Genomic DNA, 20,234 nt, shown 5'->3' on the forward strand with positions numbered 1-20,234 from the left:
AGCGGGGCGGGGATGCTTGCTTTGGCAGCATTGGTGAAAAGCACCTTTAAATTGCTGAACGGACCTTCCCTGAGGTATCAAAAATTGGGCTACAACTTTTGGGCCGACAAGAAAAAAGCCCCGTAAAAGGGCTTATGTTTACTCGTTCCATGGTCGGTCAGGGGCTTGTGCAAGGGTTACCATTGTTGTAGCAAGTACTTTTTCAGAACAAACTGTCTGGATATTTCTCAATTTCGTTTTCAATTTGTTCTTGTTTAACTTGCTCTAATTGTTTTATTATTGATTTTGTTTCTCTGTATTCTTGTGCTTCTGGAAATTTAATAAATTCGACCTCTTTCTCATATTTCTCTTTGATAACTCGTTGTATGTCGTCAAGAGTAACTCTAAAATATTCTTTACGATAGTTTACTTTATTTATTCTTCTATCGTCAAACTCTTTTTGCAATAAATTTTCTAATTCAGGTGCATTTTCGGTGAAGATAAGAGCGTGTAAGTCAAATCTAAATGGAACAGAAGCATCTCCTAATTCCTTTACTCTATCCATTGGTTCAAGTCTTCTTGTCATTCCAATCTTATATATGTTCTCGCCAAATGAACCAATATTTGAAATAATATAAACGTGTCCCGATTTTGTTTCTTGCGCTCTTGATATTGCTCTTTCTTTTGCTGCGTGTGCTTCTTGAAGATTTTTTTGAAGTTCGGCTATTTGATTATTAAGTTTTTCAAGTTCCTCTCCACTAACAAGCCCAAGTTCTTTTTGTGCTCTTTCCAAAGCTTTTTGGTAGCGTTTTTCTTCTATTTCAGCTTCTTTTTTTGCTTTTTCAAATTCCCGTTGTGCTCTTTCTTCCTCTCTTTGTTCAAGCCTTATTGCTCTTTGTTCTTCTTTTTCCACCTGTTTTTTGTGTTCCATCTCATAGGCTAAATGAAGTTCATCAAGTTTTAATTGCAAATACTCCTCTGTTATTTCAACATTATTTGATTTACCAAGCCTATTAATTGCCCTATATGACTTATTTATTCTTTCTGTAAATCGCTGTACGTTATTCCATTTTACTTTTGAAATAAGAGTGTCGCATTCTCCGTTAAAAGCTCTTAACGTTAGATTGATATAGCGACGAGTCATTACTTCTCCTTTTTTATAATTCCCATTAACGTGCCATTGAGTATAGCAAACACAAGCATCACCTTCTTTTATTAATTCCTTTTGTTTTGCTCTAATTTTTGCTAGTTCTTCTTTGTATTTATCCGAAGTATCGTAGTCAAAGATTGGTTGGTAAATTCCAAGTTCTACGAATTCAAGGTCATTTTGATATAATTTTATATCTCTTTCTAATGCTTTATATATTGACTTCGCTTCTTTGTACTTAATATTTAGGTCTGAAGCTTTGGTTTGAATCTCGATTAGTTGTTTTTCTTCATTCTCTTGTGATTCTTTAATTTTGTGAATCTCTTTTTCAACTGATATAATGCCATTGTATCGATTCAAATCAGAATTAAGTCCAATTATTTGGACGTCTTTAAGTTTTATTTCAGATTTTAATTTCTTTTTGTTTTTGAAAAGCGCAAATATTGTCAGAACTAAAAGAAGTCCTAAAATTCCGAGAGATAATATATATTCTAGTGGGTGCATTCAAGGCCTTAACGCAACAAACGTTGCTAATTGATTATGGTTCAATTTAATTTTTTCTTTCCAAAGAGCCTAGTTTTTTTGAAGGCTTTTCGGAAAGAAAAAATTATGTGGTGTTTTGGGAAATGACCTCCAATGGTGTTCTGTACCCCAACACCTTTCTTGGCCTGTTGTTCAGTTTTTGTTCAATGGTTTTGAGCTGTTTTTCGTTTATGGTTCCAAAGTCGGTCTTTTTGGGCAGGAAACGTCTGATGAGCCCATTGGTATTTTCGTTGGTGCCACGCTCCCAAGACGCGTAGGGATTGGCAAAATAGATGTCCATTTTGGTTGATTCTGACAACCATTTATGGTCGGCCATTTCGGTACCGTTGTCGTAGGTCATTGTCTTTTTGAGGATACATTGTTAGGCAACGTTTTTACTCGTTTATCCTTTTCCTTAAATCCATTCTTTCGTGCAGTATTCTCGTGATTTCTACATAACTTTTATTCATTGTTCTGTAAAATATTAGGTGTCGGTTTGCTTTAACTCCGAGAAGTTGCTTTGATATTCCTTTGTAGTTTTTTCCTAAATCTGGATTTTCCGCAATTTCCTCACAATTGGTAATTAGTTCATCGTAATATTTGTCAGCCTGTTTTTCAGACCAAACCTCAAATGTGTAATCCCAAATTTTCGATAAATCCTCGACAGCTTTGTTTGTCAGTTTATATTCAGCCATTCGAGTGTTTTTTCGCTTTCAAAGATTCTAAATGTTTTTTTGGGTCAAAATCGTGAGCAATTCCGCTATCGATTCCTTCTTGTATTGCATTTTTTAAAGCAATCACTTTACTTTCTTCTTCCTCTAAAAGTCTTAATCCAGCACGAATAACTTCACTGACGTTTTTAAATCTGCCTTCACTTATTCGGTTTTGAACGAATTGGTCAAAATAATTTCCGAGCGATATTGATGTGTTTTTGTTCATTTGACATAAATTTATTTAAATATACCAAAAATTGGTATGTAAGCAAAATTTTTCTCAAATTGCACACAACGCCCAAATAAACAATCACGCTTGCAAGCATCGCCCCTATCCTTACATTCTTTTGAAAACACCAACTGCCAGTCTTCCGCACCTTTGGTGAAGGACCGTTTAAAGTGGTGGGCATTATGCTGGGCCAACCGTGGGGCAATCTCAGGGGTTTGCCCCACATAGTACCTGTCCATTTTTTTACTGTAAATGATGTAAAGGTGGTGCATGGCAAGGATGTTGAACAAAAAACCCCGCAACTGCGGGGTTAATGTGGTGCCTCCAGCCCCGAAGCTTCGGGGGAACCAGGGACCATGTTTACCTTTTTGCCAGAATATCATCCAGGATGCAGGGCCTGTCCAACACCTTCTGAACAAACTTTCGGCTTTTCATCCGTTTGATAAAACGCTCCAAATAGCAAGCATCACCCCTATCCTTACATTCTTTTGAAAACACCAACTGCCAGTCTTCCGCACCTTTGGTGAAGGACCGTTTAAAGTAGTGGGCATTGTGCTGGGCCAACCGTAGGGCAATCTCAGGGGTTTCCCCCACATAGTACCTGTCCAATTTTTTACCGTAAATGATGTAAAGGTGGTGCATGGCAAGGATGTTGAACAAAAAACCCCGCAACTGCGGGGTTAATGTGGTGCCTCCAGCCCCGAAGCTTCGGGGGAACCAGGGACACTATTTACCTTTTTGCCAGAATATCGTCCAGGATGCAGGGCCTCTCCAACACCTTCTTAACAAACTTTCGGCTTTTCATCCGTTTGATAAAACGCTCCAAATAGCAAGCATCGCCCCTATCCTTACATTCTTTTGAAAACACCAGCTGCCAGTCTTCCGCACCTTTGGTGAAGGACCGTTTAAAGTGGTGGGCATTATGCTGGGCCAACCGTGGGCCAATCTCAGGGGTTTCCCCCACATAGTACCTATCCAATTTTTTACTGTAAATGATATAAAGGTGGTGCATGGCAAAGATGGTGAACAAAAAACCCCGCAACTGCGGGGTTTATGTGGTGCCTCCAGGAATCGAACCAGGGACACATGGATTTTCAGTCCATTGCTCTACCAACTGAGCTAAGGCACCGTGCTTATCTAAGCGGCTGCAAATATAATTTGTTATTTACCATTCTCCAATAAAAAAAGAAAAAACCTGAAAAACAAAGTTGCTAAAAGCTTTGTGGTTGGCATCAGCAAAAGAAAGCACAGGCACACAGGGCGACCCATCCATTCACACGTTATTTTCTACCATTTATAAAAACTACAAAAAAACCACCGCTTAAAGCACCTACTTTTAGTTCAGAACATTTATTGATAGGACAATGGAAACTTTTGGAGAAAAACTGGGCTACTTTTTTTATTACTTCGTTTTGGTCATTGCTTTGGCCCTCTTGGCAAATAGCTTAATTCTTTTCTTCGCCTAAGCCCGCATCACCAAACGGAAGGTATGGGCTCAATTTTAAAGTGGGTAAGCTCCATGGATGTTTCCGTGTCATTAATAATGGTCAATTTGGAATACAATTCCTTGGGAAAGACTTGATGTGTCATCACCTGTTGCCCTTTATTGATAAAAACCTCTACAGAGGACCAATCCATGAGCATCCTTATTTCCACTTTATCCTGTGGCAAGTGCTCCAACGGCATGCGATGCGTTCCCTTGGCAAAATCTTTTTGAAAATCTACCAAACCAGATTTGGTCCTGTCAAATAAAAATTCTTTGTTGGGCCTGTCATAAGACATGCGCAGGGTATCCCCTTTATCATTGGTGAATTGGAGAAGCAACCGGTCCGTGGCGGTCTCAAAGGAAATATCACTTTGATTAAGTGCGGCATGCCCAATCTGCTTTTTATCATTGGGGCCGACGGCAATGATGGTGCCTTCCACTTTTTCCGCAAGGCCATCAACAGCTTCCAATGGGTAGTTTTTAAGCACAAAATCACCATGTATTTGATGCAGTTCCAAACTTCTGGGGACAGTCATGGCACTTCGCCATTTTTTTGTGGGGGTATCCCTGGCATAGTCCCAATTGCTCATCCACCCTATAAAAATACGTTGGTCCTCCGGTGTGTTATTATAGGTGACCCCAGCGTAATTGTCCGTGCCCCAGTCTAGCCATTTTATGTCTTTTTGTGTGGTGGTAAAGCGTTGACCATCAAAATCGCCCACAAAATACTGGGTGCCACTGCCACCGTTGGGGGCACCGGGATTGATACTAATGAGCAACACCCATTTTACCTCATCACTGCCTGCTACCTTCATGGGAAACAAATCTGGACATTCCCAAACACCGCCATGGGCACCATTTTCCTTTCCAAAATCGCTCAAGTAGGTCCACTCCCTTAAATTTTTGGAACTATAAAATTGGGCGTGATCCCCCGCCACCAAGGCCATAATCCATTGTTGGCCATCTTCATGCCAAAACACCTTGGGATCTCTAAAATCCTTAATGCCACTATTGCCAATTACGGGGTTATTTGCATACTTTACCCAAGAATCCCCATTGTCCAAGCTATAGGCAATACCTTGTGTTTGGAAATCTTTGCGTCCGGCTTTTTCACCCTCCATGGAGTGATAGGTAAACACGGCAACCAACGGAACTTTTCCATCTTTCCCAAACCCACTGGTGTTATTTTTGTCCACCACCGCACTTCCAGAAAATATAAGCCCATTTTCATCGGGATACAAGGCTATGGGCTTGTGCTGCCAATGCACCATATCTTTACTTACCGCATGCCCCCAGTGCATAGGCCCCCAAACAATATCCTCTGGGTAATATTGATAAAACAGATGATAAACACCATCGTGGTACACGAGGCCGTTGGGGTCGTTCATCCATTTTTCTTGTGGTGTAAAATGATATTGGGGGCGGTACTGTTCTTTATAAACCGCCGTCTCCCGTTTTGGTGCCTTTTTAGCATCAGGAACTTGTCTACATGCCATGAAAACCATCAAAAGGGATAGGAACAGGAACTTGTTTTTCATAAAAAAGACATATTCAAAGAAATACCAACTAAAAACAGCCAAAAGATACAAAAGAGTATCTTTATTCCCTTAAAATTTGGACATGCGTTTCTTAGGTATTTTTTTGATTGCCCTGATCTATTCCGGTAGTGTACAGGCGCAGAAAACCATAGCAAAAACCCTTAAAAAATTTAATACTGAATCTGTTCCCTATATTTCGGTAGAGGAGGCAATCCTTACGCAAAACAGTCTTTTTTTAGACACTAGAAAACGAGAAGAATATGATGTTAGCCATGTAAATGATGCCCTATGGGTGGGCTACAAAAAATTCTCCATTGGTAATGTATTGGCCCAAATACCAGTTAAAGACACCCCAATTATTGTCTATTGTTCGGTAGGTGTGCGTTCTGAGGATATTGGCGAAAAACTCCTTAAAGCAGGGTATACCAATGTAAAAAATCTGTACGGCGGGATCTTTAACTGGAAAAACAAGGGCAACCCTGTATTTAGCAATGACGGAATGCCAACAGAAAAAGTCCATGGCTTTAGTAAGCAATGGGGAAAACTCCTGACCAACGCACAAAAAGTATATTAAACCTAACCACATTGCACCTTTGAAAAATACAAAAAACCTACTCCTTATTTTCACTCGGAACCCTGAATTGGGAAAATGCAAAACCAGATTGGCAGCGACCACAGGCAACCAATTGGCACTTGAAATTTACAAGTTCCTATTACAACATACCGCAAACCTCACCAAGGCCGTAAAAACGGATAAAGTAGTCTACTATTCGGAAGAAATCTGGGAAGAGGATATTTGGGACAATGACCACTTCCAGAAAAGACTGCAAAAAGGCATCGATTTGGGGGAACGGATGTTGAATGCTTTTACGGAAGGTTCCAAAGCCGGTTATGAACGTATGGTAATTATTGGAAGTGATATGTACGATTTGTCCCCTGGGGATATTGAACAGGCTTTCTCCCTGTTGGACCAAAAGGATTTTGTCATTGGACCCGCCAAGGACGGTGGCTATTACCTTCTTGGGATGAAAAAGGTTAAAAAGGATTTGTTCAGCGATAAGGCATGGGGTACGGGCAATGTGCTAAAACATACCCTTAACGATTTACAAACTGAAAATTACGCCCTTTTGGATGAACGCAATGACGTAGATATTTTTGAGGATATAAAAGACGTAGATGCATTTGAACCCTTTATCAAAAAAATGAACGCATGACAAAAAAGCAATTAGACGAATCTGTAAACTATTTAAAAAGCAAGGGTTTTGATGCACCTGAAATTGGAATTGTGCTAGGTACCGGTCTAGGGCAATTGGTAGATCATATAGAAGAGCCCATTATAGCGCATTACAACCACATTCCGTTTTTTCCATTGGCTACCGTAGAATTTCATACCGGTAAATTGATCTACGGTACCATTTCCGGGAAAAAAGTGGTGGTGATGCAGGGGCGTTTTCATTTATATGAAGGCTATGATTTTTCTGATGTCACCTACCCCATTAGGGTGATGCACCAATTGGGCATCCAAAAGCTCTTTGTATCCAATGCAGCCGGAGCCATTAATCTATCTTTTCACAAAGGGGACATTATGCTTATTGAGGACCATATTAACCTACAGGGGGGTTCTCCGTTGGCCTTCAAAAACGTATCTGAATTTGGTGACCGTTTTGTGGATATGATGGAACCTTATGATGTGCCCATGCGAAAGAAAATTGAGCAAATTGCAGACCGTAATGATATACGGTTGCAGAAAGGCGTTTACGCCTCTGTAGTTGGTCCACAACTGGAAACAAAGGCAGAATACAGAATGTTAAAAATACTTGGGGCAGACGCGGTGGGAATGAGCACGGTTCCAGAAGTCATTGTGGCCAATCATCTAAAATTGCCAGTAGTTGCAGTTTCCGTATTAACGGATGAGTGTGACCCGGACAACCTTGAACCCGTGGATATTCAAGAAATCATTGCCATTGCGGGGCAGACGGAACCAAAAATGATACAATTGTTCACAGAGCTCATCAAAAGCCTGTAAGGTTACGTTCTAATTTGCTACTACCTCCAAGGTAACCCTTTACATGAATACAGCTGCCTTGCAACAGATAAGTATTATTATTCCCGCATTGAACGAGGGTAGGATGATAGCTAGTTTGCTGAACCACCTAAAACAAAATAGTTCTCAAAAGAATATCTTAGAGGTACTGGTCGTAGACGGTGGTAGTTCTGACAATACTGTGCAAAAGGCCCATGCACATGGTGCAACGGTCATCGCATCCAAAAGAGGCCGCGCCATACAAATGAACCAGGGTGCAAAAAAAGCGCAGGGCAGCATTTTATATTTTTTACATGCCGATACGCTGCCTCCCAAAAACTTTGACCAAAAAATCATGGAGGCGGTAGCGCAAGGATACCAATCCGGTTGCTTTAGGATGCAGTTTGATAGCAAGAACCCATTTCTCCGGTTTTTCGCCTATTTATCCCGCATTAACCATACGCTCTGCCGGGGCGGTGACCAATCGCTCTTTGTCACCACTGCTGTTTTTGAAGCAGAGAAAGGCTTCAATGAAGCTTATTTCATTTATGAGGATAGTGAGTTTATCCGAAGGCTCTACAAGACCACCAAATTCAAAGTATTGGATGGCGCCGTAATTACCTCAGCGAGAAAATATCGTGAAAAAGGGTGGTTAAAAGTGCAGTTCCATTTTGCCATGATCCATTTAAAATATCATTTGGGAACAACCCCAGAAGAGCTTTACAGCTATTATAAAAAACGTTTGCTCACCAAGTAATCTCCTATGAAAAACCTTATCCTGTTTGCTGCTTTGGCCTTTGTATCACTTACGGCCTGTAATCAAAAGGCCCAAGAAAAACCGGCTCCCTCGGTATCACAAACAACACCTACAGATCTTGCTTTGGTCCCTAACGACTGGATTGCGAAAAGAGTCTCCAAAAGCAAGCATCGTTTACAAGGTACAGCTGCGGGAAAAATTGTCTGGAATGCCATGAAGGCCAACGGGGGTTTGGCCAAATGGTATGCCAATGGCCCTTTGTCCTTTAGGTTTCAATACCAGCCTTTGGATAGCAGTACCCCACGTGATACCTATCAAATTATTGACACTTGGCGCAGTACCGCCAGACATTACCATGCCAAAGATTCTAGCCAACAATTTGGCTGGGAAGGCAAAACAGCTTGGCAATTGGCCAAGGATAGCACGGCTTTTGCCTACAACACTAGATTTTGGGCACTAACGCCCTACTTTTTTATAGGGCAACCCTTTGTATTGGATGGTTCCGGTGTACAACTTAAACAATTGCCCAATACCGTTTATCAAGACAGGATGCAAGAGGTTATTAGGGTCACCTTTGACACCGGAACGGGTGATGCACCAGACGATTATTACGTACTCTATTTTGATGCCGAAACCCATAAATTGGCCGTAATTCGCTATATTGTTTCCTATCCCGGTTATTTTAAAAACGGGGGACATTCTCCAGAAAAGTTGATGGAACTTGGAGCCTACCATACGGTAGATGGTATTGCCCTGCCAACCACGTACAAAACCTTTTGGCTCTCAGCGGAAGGAGAGGCTGATGAACACATCACCGATATCACCGTAAGTGATATTAAATTTCAACCTAAAGCCAAAAAATCAATTTTTGGGATTCCAGAAAAGGCAACTGTTGTAGAAGGGCTCTAATTATTTTCTAAAGATTCATAGTCCAGTAGCACCCCTTCTGTAATCCATTTGGCCAAGGCTTGCCTATTGTCCGGCTCCAAAATACGCTTTTGGTCCTTTTTATTCCTAATGTTGCCAATTTCAATGTAGGCAATGGCAGGCAGCGTATGTTTCACCACATACAGATTACTGCGCTCTTGGAAGGTTCCCTTATAACCCCGGTTGGGTTGGAAACGGGCATACTTTCTTTGAAAGGTCTTGTGGATGCTTTCTGCCAAACGTTTGCCATTGCTACTTTTTTGGTGATGATAAAAAAACACGTCAATAGTGGTGCCAACGCTTCTACTGTCTACATGCGTTGCAATTAAGCGTTGATATTTACCAAGGTTCTTTTTGTAAAGTTCATTGACCACATCACAACGTTGTTTTAGCCGTGCCTTTTGGTTTAAGGGTATTTTTAAATCGGGATGGGCAACCTCATCATAATCCAATTCCAGGATACGATCGTCCCTGATGCCATCATTGTTATCCTTTATGATCAGATGAACTTCCGCACCATGGGACATGAGTTCCCGGGCAAGCCTTAACGTAATATCATAGGCATACTCATCTTCAGAAATCTGGCTACCCTTATAAGTGGCCAAAGCTCCTGGGTCTGGCCCGCCATGACCGGAAATAAGATAATAGACCGTTCCCTGTAAACGATTGCTTAAAGAGTCTATTTGTTCGTATTGCTTGCCAAAAATGGCATATCTAGGTTTTTCTGGGATAGCTAGGATAGCTGGTTCTTGCCCCAATGTAGTGTCCGGAAGTTGGTATACTTGCCCTACCCTTAAAAATTCGTTATCCACTAACAGACTATCGTTTAACTCAACAAAACGGTTGTAATGCTTTGTAGGGTTAATGTTATGCTTTCTTAGCAAGGAATAAATACCATCTCCTTGTTCTGCCCTTACCGTTAGTGAATGGTTCTGTGCCAATGCCAAGGGGCATGGAAGACATAACAATAGCAACAAAAAATACTTCACGGACTACCTTTTTGTAAAAGTACAAAGGCAGAGCAAAAAAAACAGGAATACCCCCAGGAGCTTAAAAAACTACAACAGCAGACCACTAAGGAAATCCTATGGAATGTGTCTCTAATTTACCCATTGTGCATTTTGATGAAAATTCGTCAATTCGAGTGATTTTTTGATACGAAGTATCGGAAAATAGTATCGAGAATCAGAATTTTAGCCATGGAACCTTGTTCTAGATACTATTTCTTCCAGAAAAACTCGAACTGACGGTTTTAAATCTAAAAAGCATTCAAAATGCACAACGGGTTCTAATTTATCAATTCTGCAAAAGTACAAGTGTTGCATACCTAATGATTAAGGCGAGCGTACCGTTAAAGGGGTTTTGGGTAATTCTAAAATTTTGGACGTAAAACCTAGAAGCATCCAGCTTGCAATTAATAAGTAAAAACCCTTGAACACCAATTAGCGTCAAGGGTTTTCGTCGGGGGAAATAGTTGAGTTAGTTCCCGTCATTTACATCTTCAAAATCTGCCAAAACCGCGGTCGCGATCATACTGCTGAACCCATCTTTATCAAGTTTGTTTACCTTTTTGCCATTGTCTTGGTTGTTGATTTGCAACATGCTGATGGGTGGCAATACATTTTTGGCAAGAAACAAATTTCTATGGTTCAATAGCACACCGGGTTTTGGTAGATCTTTGTGCACCAGACCATTGCCTTTGAGCATTTCAATGAGATGCTTCGCAAATGCTTGACCTTCCTTACTTTTTTGGTGATGGTAAACCGTCATCTCCTTATGGTCAAGACTGGTTAGAGTCCCATCAATATCCAATACCAAAACCCTTTGGTACTTGCTGCGGTTCCTTAAATACCTTGTATTGATTTCTTCAACATAGGCTGAAAGTTGCCTTGGACCAGCAATGGCCTTTTCCGTGGCGGTTGGCACCTCTTGCCCATCCGCCAGTTCCCCACTCATGGTATCGTCCTCAAAAAAATACACTTTGGCACCATGGACCATTAGGTTTTCTGTCAATTGACGCACCACTTCTGAGCGAAAGTTCTTATGTTCTGGCCGCAGTTGATCCGTGGCAGCCTCACTTAACAACAAGTAGATAACGGCACCGGACAAGCGCTCACTTGCCACCGAAATATGTGCCAATTCTTTATCAAAAATTGGGGACTCTACCTCATTAGCGACCAAAAGGGCCTTTCTTTTAAAAGAATCTTCCACATTTGGAATGTAATACGTTCTGCCCAAATAGAGTTCGCTACCGTTTTTTATGTTGTCTTTGTTCAACTTTAAAAAGGCCTCGTAATGCTTTACAGGATTAAGCCCCTGTTTTCTTAATATCGCATAAATGCCATCACCATCTTTGGCTTGGACCGCAATGGTTTCTTGGGCGACCAGCGGGAGAAAAGCAAACAGCTGGCAAAGTAGGATTACACCAAATTTCATAAAAGATACATCTCAAACAGGTAGTAAAGATAGTGCTTAATCGATAAAATGCAAATAAATCGGATGAAATGCACTCTTTTTAAAAGTATTGCCCAATACCAAAGACAACCCCTTGTGCGGCATCCGAAGTAATGCCGTACCCATAATCTATCCTAAAAATAGCGTTAAAGATGCGCTTGTGTATAAATCTGATGCCTAGGCCAGGGTACACTCGTAAATTTTGAACTTCGGTAAAATCTCCGAAATCGCCCCCCGGATTGCGCCAGCTACCACCATCAATAAAGGCATTTCCTTGCAGCACAAACCAGTCTTTTTCCAAAAGTGTATGCCGGTACTCCGAATTGAGCACAATGGCAGCGGTACCCCTATCAATAAGATTGCCCACACCCCGGATATTAAGATTGTTGTCCACGGCAAAGGGGGCAAACGGGGTGTTAATATTGCTCGCGACCCCAAACCGAAGCCGGTTGGCCCAATTGCCTCTTTCCCCGATACGTTTAAAAAAGAAAAAATCATTGTACCCAATGGTAAAATCCGGTAAGACTTGGTTCTGACTTCTAACCAACTGTACATTTAAAATACTTCTAAAACCGGACAGAAAATAGTAATAATACTCAAGGTCATTAAAGTCATAGATAAGTTTATACAAGTACTTATCTACGTTCAGTTCTTGGGGAACGTTCGCATTTGTGGCCCCATTGATATACTGGTAATCCTCGGTGAAGAAATTAAGGCCAAATTCCATACGGTTCCGTTGATTGAACTCATACAACCCCATAATCTCAATAGATTCGTTATTATACCTGTAATCTGCCGTACCATTGGCCAAAAACACAGGCTCTTGCGTGGTCAAATCTTGATAGTTTACGGCAAGTCCCCATCTTTTAGAGAAGAGGTTGGGTGCCCTTACATGCAGCCCAATGGAATTAAAAACATCATACTGGTAAAATGCACCTAGCGTTATCCCCCTGCCCAAAAAATTAAACTCCTGAAGGCCTACCCTAAAAGCAAATTCATCATTTACCGAGGTGTACACATTGGCAAAGGGAATAATGGTAAAATTTTCCTCAATACCATAAACAACGGTATAGCCATCTGCCCCTTCAGCCTTTGCCACCTGAAAATAAGCATGCGCCACCGCGGGAAGTAGTTTTAGCCGGTCCATGTCTTGTTGGATAAGCAATGAATCCAAAGCTGAGCCTTCTTTTAACCTAATCAGTTTTTTAAGAAAGGAGGTTTTGGTTTTTTGGTTGCCTTGAATTTTTAGATCAACCACGGTTGCCTGTGAAAAGACCATAATCGGTACTAATAAGATGGCAGCACATATGTAATTTCTTATCCCCAATTTTTGTTTTCTATTTACCTCTAACCGGTCGTGAATCTAGAAAAAATTTATCACCTTAAGTGGATTGTAAAGAGGTAAGTAGCACTAGTGCTACCTGCCTAAGTACAGGCAAGCCCAGAATCACAATTTTAGCTTAAAAAACCGTTCTAGATACCAGTTTTCCTTCTCCAACATCACCCAACCCGTTATTTTGTCGTGTACACAGCGTAACAACAGACACAATGGTTAAAGATAGTGATTGCAATCATGGTTCTGCGGTAATTGTGATAGAACCAAACAGCATCTTACTCGTTTTTTTTAGCTATGGTCTAAAAAAGTAAATTATTCTTTTGACCTTATGTATACCGGGCCGCATAGGATAAAGTTACAGCCAATAGTATCACACCATTCCATTTTATTTAGGGAATACTAAAAGTAATGGAAGAAAAGAGATTTACCCAATTATCTTCGCTCACGGCCAGCAAGGTAAAACCATAGGTTGGGCCAGGGTCCAAGTCCGGGGGTTGCTGTGGGCTAATATTGAGCACTACATTATCCAATGTATAATACTGAAATAACCTGTCTACGGTGTAAGTGCCTGACAACAGATCATTGTTGGCGTTGGAAACAACTTGGAAATATATCACAGCATCATCTAAAACACCATCTTCCCAGGTAAATATGGGCATGGTACCGCTAGGTTGCAACATGATATTTTCTGGCAAATACGCTGTAGGTTTTGCATTTTGTTTTAGTCTGATGGGGTTGGAAAGATGAACTTTACCACCTTCTTCAAAAGCAACGATCAGCCATTTCTCATGCACTGGGGCAATTTCGTATTTTAACAAATAACCATTAAATACCGGCAGTAGCTTACCGGCTGCTTTTGTATAGAAAGAGAAATCGTTTTGGTCTACCTCAATGGATGCCGTTTGGTAATAGCTGATATTGGTTGCCCCATCGCGTGGGTATAAAAAAAGACTTACAACGGTAGGGTCTTCATTGCTGGCCGCACAGGCAATCACATTGCCCAAAACAAACTCCTTATCCGTCAAATCTGTTTCTAGGGTCGTTGCTTTAACAAATGGCGCATCATCAGAAATACAGGATAGCAGGAATAAGGCGTTCAACAAATACACTAGAAAAAACCCTTTTGTTCCCATTGGCGAAACCTATGCTACTTATAGTCGCCATAAAACTTTTTAATTACAGTTTCCGCTGGTTTATTTTGAGGGGTAAAACGGTTATCACCAGCACCACCGGACCTTTTATGGTGAATAAACCACTTCCAGACAAAACCTCCCGCGAACCAAGCTTCTTTCCAAAACTCATCAAAAATAACTTGGGTGGCTTCCGCTTGTGCTTTTAGGTTAACTTCCATCTGATTGCGGTCTACCAACCAGGGTTTCTTGGCGGTAAAATCCATACTACGGTACCCAAACTCGGTAAAAAGTATAGGTTTGTTGGTGTGGTTGGCAATGTCTTGTAGTTGTACCTTCCATTTTTGCCAAGCTGCGGACATTTCCACTTTTGAGGGGTTTTTAGATTCCGATAACGGAAAGTACGCATCCACACCTATATAATCTAACTGCTCCCAAAACGGGGTTCTGGTGTACTCATCCCAATTGGCGGCATAGGTTAATTTGCCGGAGTATCTTTCTTTTACCTTTGTTATTAAATCATCCCAGAACTGGGGTCTTTGTTTTACAAATTGCTCCAATTCCGTACCAATGCAGAACAAACTGGCCTTTACTTCTTCCGCCATTTCGGCATAGGTTAGAATAAAATCCAGATAGGTTTTTTCCAAGGTTTGCCAATCGGCTTCGTTCTCCATGGCAATTTTACCGGTAAATTCCCCGCGCCACACCCAAATCTGTGGCTTTACCATCACCTTAATACCATTCTGCTGTAACTTTTGGGCGTATTGTTTTGCCCCAGTTCTGGTCTCCCCAAACCACTGTCTTTCCGTATTAAAAACCACGCTTGGGGCACTTAAACTCCTAATAAACCCAAACGGCATTACAGCGGCATAGTTGGCATTAACGGCCACCACGGGATCTATATGCTCCTGTTGTACCTTTTCACGGGAGGCCACAAAACTCACCCCATTTATTTTTTCGGTTACCTGACTGCTACATGAAAACTGCAGAAGGCATAAAAAAAGAAGTCCCCATACTTTCATATGGGGACCAAAATAATTGTTTTTAAAGTGACCCGCTAGAAAACGGCACGTAATCCTATGTTAAAAGTTTCACCCAGCCCGGTATCCCTACCAGCAACAAAATTGGTATACAAGGTTTCCACATTTAACTCTTTGGTCAACTGGTATTTGGCACCACCGCCCAAGGCCGTAAAATTTTGACTGAACTCATTTCCCAAATCAATAAGTTCCGTATGTTGCCCTAAAACAAAAACCGTGAATTTAGAACTTGGAAAATAACTTAAGAAGACCCCCGGGGTAAGACGTAAACTGTTATTGGCAAAACTTTTTTGTTTATCCCCAAAATTATATTCTGAATTGATTTCACTAAAAATCTGCCACTTTTTACCAGCAAAGGTGTAATCATAAAATAGGCGGTTCTGCCAAGTAAAACCGTTCTGATCCAAAAAGACTCCATTATCAAGTTCGCTATTGATCAAGGGGATGGAAAAAGCGCTTAAAATGGATAAATTGCCCACGTTCTTAAACGGCACCACTTTAATGGCCGGTGCAAACGAGGTGATTCCAGAGGTGGTCCTGCGTTCCGTAATGCCATTGGCCACAAAATCCCTTCCGTTGGCCCTGTATTCCACAATAGCGCCCAAGTTTACCCTTTTAGTGTCCGACACACCGGTAAAAACCTCTAAAGTAGAAGTGAAAAAATTCTGCCTAATCCCATCTTCATTGGCAAATGTACTTTCCGTTTGGGTGTAAAGGTTGTTGAACAGTTTTATATCCCATTGGCCTTTTGCCATGAGTTTTGACGGGGTAAGGTTTTGGATCACACTTCCGCCATCGTCAGCATCGTTTTGGGCGGTGATGCCCAAGGTCAATAATAGGCAAACAGCTACGGGAAGATAATTTTTCAAAAGTTTCATTTTTTTTATTTTTCAGGTTGTGTTTTTTTATTTCATCTCGTTCAATGCCCAGTCATACTCGTAAAAACCCACTTTGGCCTTTTCGGGTATCTTTTCTGTACGATACTGGTTTACATAATCAATTAAATTCTTTCCGTCTTGGGTAAAGTCACCTTTATACCACTCAAACAATTGCGATAGTTGTACTTTTTTTCCTTGTAGCTTGATAAATTTTGCATCGTTCAAAGCCAATTTGGTTTGTTGCTCCAGTTGCCCATCCAAGGTGTTGGGCAGATAGGCATTGGCAATGATCGGCGGACACCCCAAGCCGGCACAAACCAATACAAAATGGAATCTTGCCTCTTTAGGGAAGTTAGCCCTAAGCAATTTGTTCTCTATATCATTTAAGGTGATGTTTTTTCCTCCTATAGCGTAGGTGATTTTATCAAAAAAACCAGCTTTGTCCAAAGGGGATTTAATGGGGTAATGGTCAACAATACCCTTTATAACGGACAAGTTATAGGCATTGATCCAAAAGGCCTGATAATTTTTGGTATCGGATTTTGCTACAGAGATATCCTTGGCCAAACCCAGTACTTCATTCAATTGGGAAGGATTGGAAGCTATGGCCTTATAGTCTACCCGGCCATTGGCCACATAAGTGCTTAGAAAGCTATCAGCCTTAGAAAAAAATTGGGAAATATCCTGTGCAGCTCCACCATGGAAAAAAACCAGGGTCGTTAGCGCGGCAACCAGTATTTTAGTTTTCATAATAGTTAGATTAGTGATTAAGAATCTGCCCTTTTGGTCGGTAAGTGTTTTTACTACCTACACCAAAGTAGTAGTTTTATGAATTATTTAAGATTTTGTGCCACAGGCCATTACAAGTTCGTTTTGAGAAGGGAATCCTTACAGTATTTAACTTATTTAAAAGCCTTCTAAATAAAAGCTGGCAGTTAAGTTCTTACCTTTAAGGCCGACACAACCCACAACCAATACAATACACAAATGGAAACTGTTGTTATCATAGGCAATGGTGTTGCAGGTGTTACCGCTGCGCGACATATCAGAAAACATTCGGACAAGAGAATCATCATCGTATCTGCAGAAACCGATTATTTCTTTTCTAGAACTGCCCTTATGTACGTCTATATGGGGCACATGAAATTTGAACATATACAACCGTATGAAAATTGGTTTTGGGAAAAAAACCGGATAGAACTTGTGAGGGCCTTTGTAAATAAAGTGGATACCAAAAACAAGCAACTGCAACTAGATGGCTCCAGAACCCTTAACTATGACACTTTAATTATCGCCTCTGGGTCCAAACCCAATAAATTTGGGTGGCCTGGGCAGGATTTGCATGGGGTACAGGGATTGTATTCCAAGCAAGATCTAGATTTGTTGGAGGTGAACGCCCCCAATAAAGAAATCTGCAAACGAGCGGTAATTGTAGGCGGTGGACTTATTGGGATAGAACTGGCAGAAATGCTAAGGAGCAGGGATATCCCCGTGACCTTTTTGGTACGCGAAAATAGTTTTTGGAACGGTGTTTTGCCAGATGGCGAATCCCAGATAATCAATGAACACATAAAAGAACACCATATAGACCTGCGTCTCAATACCAATCTAAAGGAAATAAAGGCCGATGCGTCCGGGAGGGTAAAATCTGTTATTATTGAGGAAACGGGAGAAGAGCTTTCCTGTGACATGGTGGGGCTTACCGCCGGTGTAACGCCTAACATTGATTTTTTAAAAGATTCCGGGATTGAACTTGGCCGCGGGGTTAGGGTCAACAGACAACTACAAACCAACATTCCAGATGTTTATGCCGTTGGGGACTGTGCAGAGCAGCATGAAGCCATTGGGAACCGAAGGCCTATTGAAGCGGTTTGGTATACCGGCAGAATGATGGGGGAAACCGTTGCCCAGACCATTTGCGGCAACCCGTTGGAATACAAACCAGGTCACTGGTTCAATTCAGCCAAATTCCTGGATATTGAATACCAGACTTATGGATGGGTATTTGGAAGCAAGGGAAAACCTGATTATGAAACACAGTTCCACTGGCGACATAACTCAGAAAAAGTGTGTGTCACCATTTCGTTCCATAAGAACACTCATAAATTCTTAGGCATCAACACCTTTGGTATCCGGATGCGGCACGAAATATTTGACCGTTGGCTAACGGAAGGGAAAGGTGTTGATTTTGTTGTGGAACATTTAAAAGACGCCAATTTTGATCCAGAATTCTACAAAAAATATGAGCAAGACATTGTATCCAAATACAATACCGATCACGGAAAACACATAAAGCCAAAGAACAAAAGTCTAAAACGAATATTTAACCTAACCAACTAGTTGGTTCTCTACATTTTGTTTTTTGAATCTGATACTTGAATTTGAACTTTTATAATTATGAGCACATACGATAGAAGCATGGCCCTAACAGGCCAACCGCCAAAACAATTGAGTAGAAATCAAAAACTGGCCACGCTTTTGGGTTTTTTTGGTTTGGCCGTTATTCTTCTGGCAGCGTTCAATGTCAACTTTCCCAACAAAGGCCTTTGGCTTAGTATTTCTTTGGGCGCAATTACCATGGGAATCTTGTGGTTTGCTTGGGATATGTATTCCAAAAAAGAGCCGGGAATTAAAAATGACGGGGTATGGTTCAAATCCATTTCTAGCCAAGGTTTCTGGGGCTGGATGGCCGGCATAGCACTCACCGGTTTTTATATTGTACTTTACTTTTATCCGGAATATCTAGGCTTGGCAGCCAAAGGCGACAACACAGGCATCATTCGTCTTTTTGATCCTTTAAGCCGATTACTGAGCGGCAACCCTGCAAGCCAATGGTTTGTCTATGGCACCCTTTATACCGTGGCCATTTTAGCCTTTGGCATCAAGTTTATTTGGAAATACCGCCATAACCGCTATGAAAAAATAAGAACCTTTAGCGTCATGTTCTTTCAACTGGGCTTCGCTTTTATCATTCCTGAACTCATGGCCCGTTTAAATGGCAGTTCCGTACTCAATGGAGGTAGTCTTCCCTATTACGACCTTAAAAATATGTGGCCTTTGAATTACTACAATTTTGAAGGATACCGGGTTAAAGCGTTTTTAAGTTCCGGGGACATTGGTTTTGCCCTTTTGATTTTTGGTGTGGCATCCGTTTTCATTATTAGTCCAATTCTCACCTACAAATATGGAAAACGTTGGTACTGCTCTTGGGTTTGCGGTTGTGGTGGCCTAGCGGAAACCGCTGGTGATTCTTTTAGACAGCTAAGCGATAAAAGCGTAAAAGCGTGGAATATTGAACGCTGGGTGGTACACAGTGTGGTGGTCTTTGTTACCTTGATGACCACAGCGGTCATCTATTCTTACCTGGGTACCGACACAAGCAAGTACTGGTTAACAAAAAACACATTTTTGATTGGGGTGGCCGTGTTATTGACCACGGTATTTGCCTTGGTGATGATTTTTAAAAGGGAACAGCTACAAAAAGATGCCAAATATGGGGCAATTGGCTATCTGGTCATTATTTTGGCGCTGATTGCAATGCACTTTTTTAGTGGTGAAGGCAATGTGTTCCTGTTCAAATCCGGAACATTGCGCAAGTCCTACTCTTTTTTGATAGGCAGTATTTTCTCCGGGGTCATTGGCACCGGCTTTTATCCTATTCTAGGCAACCGGGTATGGTGCAGGTTTGGATGCCCAATGGCGGCTATTTTAGGTTTTCAACAGCGGTTGTTCTCAAAATTTAGAATCACCACCAATGGTGGTCAGTGCATTTCCTGCGGCAATTGTTCTACCTATTGTGAAATGGGTATAGACGTGCGCGCCTACGCCCAAAAAGGTGAGAATATCGTTCGTTCCAGTTGTGTTGGTTGCGGTATTTGTTCCGCAGTTTGCCCAAGAGGCGTTTTAAAATTGGAAAATGGCCCGCTTAAAGGACGTATTGATGGGAATCAGGTATTGTTGGGCAATGACGTGGATCTAATGACCTTAGTGAACAAGAACTAGGCGAACGAACTTGCTAATTTATAACGGGGGCCGATAGTATGGTCATTAGTTCTCGACTAAAGCCGAAATGCAC

The 20,234-nt window shown here is 41.3% G+C and carries 21 protein-coding genes, 1 tRNA gene and 1 pseudogene; 7 read left to right on the top strand and 16 right to left on the bottom strand.

The annotated features are described in order from the left end of the window. Nucleotides 1-202 precede the first annotated feature (202 nt). The 9 genes and pseudogenes from I595_RS05065 to I595_RS05105 all read right to left on the bottom strand — a co-directional run bounded on the left by I595_RS05065 (nucleotide 203) and on the right by I595_RS05105 (nucleotide 5,614). Complete coding sequence (locus I595_RS05065) at nucleotides 203-1,630, bottom strand: SNIPE associated domain-containing protein (protein WP_054558306.1); 1,428 nt, start codon at nucleotides 1,628-1,630, stop codon at nucleotides 203-205. 103 nt (nucleotides 1,631-1,733) lie between these two features. Further along, nucleotides 1,734-2,021, bottom strand: a pseudogene (locus I595_RS05070) (IS30 family transposase); the annotation flags it as partial. A 22-nt stretch (nucleotides 2,022-2,043) separates the two neighbouring features. Further along, entirely contained in the window at nucleotides 2,044-2,343 is a 300-nt protein-coding gene (locus I595_RS05075) for a type II toxin-antitoxin system RelE/ParE family toxin (RefSeq protein ID WP_054558308.1), read from the bottom strand. Then, a complete protein-coding gene (locus tag I595_RS05080) occupies nucleotides 2,336-2,587 on the bottom strand; it encodes a type II toxin-antitoxin system ParD family antitoxin (RefSeq protein ID WP_054558309.1) in 252 nt (83 codons plus the stop codon). The genes I595_RS05075 and I595_RS05080 overlap by 8 nt, the downstream gene beginning before the upstream one ends. Nucleotides 2,588-2,598: 11 nt before the next feature. After that, on the bottom strand, nucleotides 2,599-2,862 hold the full coding sequence (locus tag I595_RS05085) for a GIY-YIG nuclease family protein (protein ID WP_172675909.1): 264 nt from the start codon (nucleotides 2,860-2,862) through the stop codon (nucleotides 2,599-2,601). Between the two features lie 88 nt (nucleotides 2,863-2,950). Continuing rightward, the gene (locus I595_RS05090) at nucleotides 2,951-3,232 is read right to left on the bottom strand and encodes a GIY-YIG nuclease family protein (RefSeq protein ID WP_054558311.1); all 282 of its coding nucleotides are present in this window, start codon (nucleotides 3,230-3,232) and stop codon (nucleotides 2,951-2,953) included. 88 nt (nucleotides 3,233-3,320) lie between these two features. Further along, nucleotides 3,321-3,602: a GIY-YIG nuclease family protein gene (locus I595_RS05095; RefSeq protein WP_054558312.1), complete on the bottom strand. Its 282-nt coding sequence runs from the start codon at nucleotides 3,600-3,602 to the stop codon at nucleotides 3,321-3,323. Between the two features lie 44 nt (nucleotides 3,603-3,646). Beyond that, nucleotides 3,647-3,719, bottom strand: a tRNA-Phe gene (locus tag I595_RS05100). A 344-nt stretch (nucleotides 3,720-4,063) separates the two neighbouring features. Next, nucleotides 4,064-5,614: a glycoside hydrolase family 32 protein gene (locus I595_RS05105; RefSeq protein WP_054558313.1), complete on the bottom strand. Its 1,551-nt coding sequence runs from the start codon at nucleotides 5,612-5,614 to the stop codon at nucleotides 4,064-4,066. A gap of 82 nt (nucleotides 5,615-5,696) precedes the next feature. Between I595_RS05105 and I595_RS05110 the strand changes: the two genes are divergently transcribed. Genes I595_RS05110 through I595_RS05130 form a run of 5 tightly spaced genes read left to right on the top strand, consistent with a single transcriptional unit; the run spans nucleotide 5,697 to nucleotide 9,303 of the window. Further along, nucleotides 5,697-6,188, top strand: coding sequence for a rhodanese-like domain-containing protein (locus I595_RS05110; RefSeq protein WP_054558314.1), 492 nt, complete (start codon nucleotides 5,697-5,699; stop codon nucleotides 6,186-6,188). Nucleotides 6,189-6,207: 19 nt separating this feature from the next. Then, a complete protein-coding gene (locus I595_RS05115) occupies nucleotides 6,208-6,828 on the top strand; it encodes a TIGR04282 family arsenosugar biosynthesis glycosyltransferase (protein ID WP_054558315.1) in 621 nt (206 codons plus the stop codon). After that, a complete protein-coding gene (locus tag I595_RS05120) occupies nucleotides 6,825-7,640 on the top strand; it encodes a purine-nucleoside phosphorylase (RefSeq protein ID WP_054558316.1) in 816 nt (271 codons plus the stop codon). Before I595_RS05115 ends, I595_RS05120 begins: the two co-directional genes overlap by 4 nt. 43 nt (nucleotides 7,641-7,683) lie before the next feature. Then, nucleotides 7,684-8,394 (top strand): TIGR04283 family arsenosugar biosynthesis glycosyltransferase, encoded by a 711-nt coding sequence (locus tag I595_RS05125; protein WP_054558317.1) that lies wholly within the window; start codon nucleotides 7,684-7,686, stop codon nucleotides 8,392-8,394. A 6-nt stretch (nucleotides 8,395-8,400) separates the two neighbouring features. Next, nucleotides 8,401-9,303 carry a hypothetical protein gene (locus tag I595_RS05130; protein ID WP_054558318.1) on the top strand — a complete coding sequence of 301 codons (903 nt, stop codon included), beginning with the start codon at nucleotides 8,401-8,403 and terminating at the stop codon, nucleotides 9,301-9,303. Here the strand turns inward: I595_RS05130 and I595_RS05135 are convergent. The 7 genes from I595_RS05135 to I595_RS05165 form a co-directional block, all read right to left on the bottom strand. After that, on the bottom strand, nucleotides 9,300-10,310 hold the full coding sequence (locus tag I595_RS05135) for an N-acetylmuramoyl-L-alanine amidase family protein (RefSeq protein ID WP_054558319.1): 1,011 nt from the start codon (nucleotides 10,308-10,310) through the stop codon (nucleotides 9,300-9,302). The two genes, I595_RS05130 and I595_RS05135, sit on opposite strands and share 4 nt — an antisense overlap. 490 nt (nucleotides 10,311-10,800) lie before the next feature. Then, complete coding sequence (locus I595_RS05140; RefSeq protein ID WP_054558320.1) at nucleotides 10,801-11,757, bottom strand: hypothetical protein; 957 nt, start codon at nucleotides 11,755-11,757, stop codon at nucleotides 10,801-10,803. 79 nt (nucleotides 11,758-11,836) lie between these two features. Then, nucleotides 11,837-13,054 carry a POTRA domain-containing protein gene (locus tag I595_RS05145; RefSeq protein WP_054558321.1) on the bottom strand — a complete coding sequence of 406 codons (1,218 nt, stop codon included), beginning with the start codon at nucleotides 13,052-13,054 and terminating at the stop codon, nucleotides 11,837-11,839. A 446-nt stretch (nucleotides 13,055-13,500) separates the two neighbouring features. After that, nucleotides 13,501-14,244 carry a hypothetical protein gene (locus I595_RS05150; protein WP_245628228.1) on the bottom strand — a complete coding sequence of 248 codons (744 nt, stop codon included), beginning with the start codon at nucleotides 14,242-14,244 and terminating at the stop codon, nucleotides 13,501-13,503. Nucleotides 14,245-14,258: 14 nt separating this feature from the next. Beyond that, nucleotides 14,259-15,263 (bottom strand): glycoside hydrolase family 113, encoded by a 1,005-nt coding sequence (locus I595_RS05155; RefSeq protein ID WP_054558322.1) that lies wholly within the window; start codon nucleotides 15,261-15,263, stop codon nucleotides 14,259-14,261. 35 nt (nucleotides 15,264-15,298) lie between these two features. Next, the gene (locus I595_RS05160; protein WP_054558323.1) at nucleotides 15,299-16,159 is read right to left on the bottom strand and encodes a hypothetical protein; all 861 of its coding nucleotides are present in this window, start codon (nucleotides 16,157-16,159) and stop codon (nucleotides 15,299-15,301) included. A 27-nt stretch (nucleotides 16,160-16,186) separates the two neighbouring features. After that, nucleotides 16,187-16,909 (bottom strand): DUF547 domain-containing protein, encoded by a 723-nt coding sequence (locus I595_RS05165; RefSeq protein WP_054558324.1) that lies wholly within the window; start codon nucleotides 16,907-16,909, stop codon nucleotides 16,187-16,189. Nucleotides 16,910-17,146: 237 nt separating this feature from the next. Between I595_RS05165 and I595_RS05170 the strand changes: the two genes are divergently transcribed. Both I595_RS05170 and I595_RS05175 read left to right on the top strand, forming a co-directional pair. After that, nucleotides 17,147-18,499: an NAD(P)/FAD-dependent oxidoreductase gene (locus I595_RS05170; protein WP_054558325.1), complete on the top strand. Its 1,353-nt coding sequence runs from the start codon at nucleotides 17,147-17,149 to the stop codon at nucleotides 18,497-18,499. A gap of 57 nt (nucleotides 18,500-18,556) precedes the next feature. Beyond that, nucleotides 18,557-20,161, top strand: a complete 1,605-nt coding sequence (locus I595_RS05175) for a 4Fe-4S binding protein (protein WP_054558326.1) — start codon at nucleotides 18,557-18,559, stop codon at nucleotides 20,159-20,161. The last annotated feature ends 73 nt before the right edge of the window (nucleotides 20,162-20,234 follow it).

The sequence above is a fragment of the Croceitalea dokdonensis DOKDO 023 genome (assembly GCF_001306415.1).
Lineage (GTDB): Bacteria > Bacteroidota > Bacteroidia > Flavobacteriales > Flavobacteriaceae > Croceitalea > Croceitalea dokdonensis.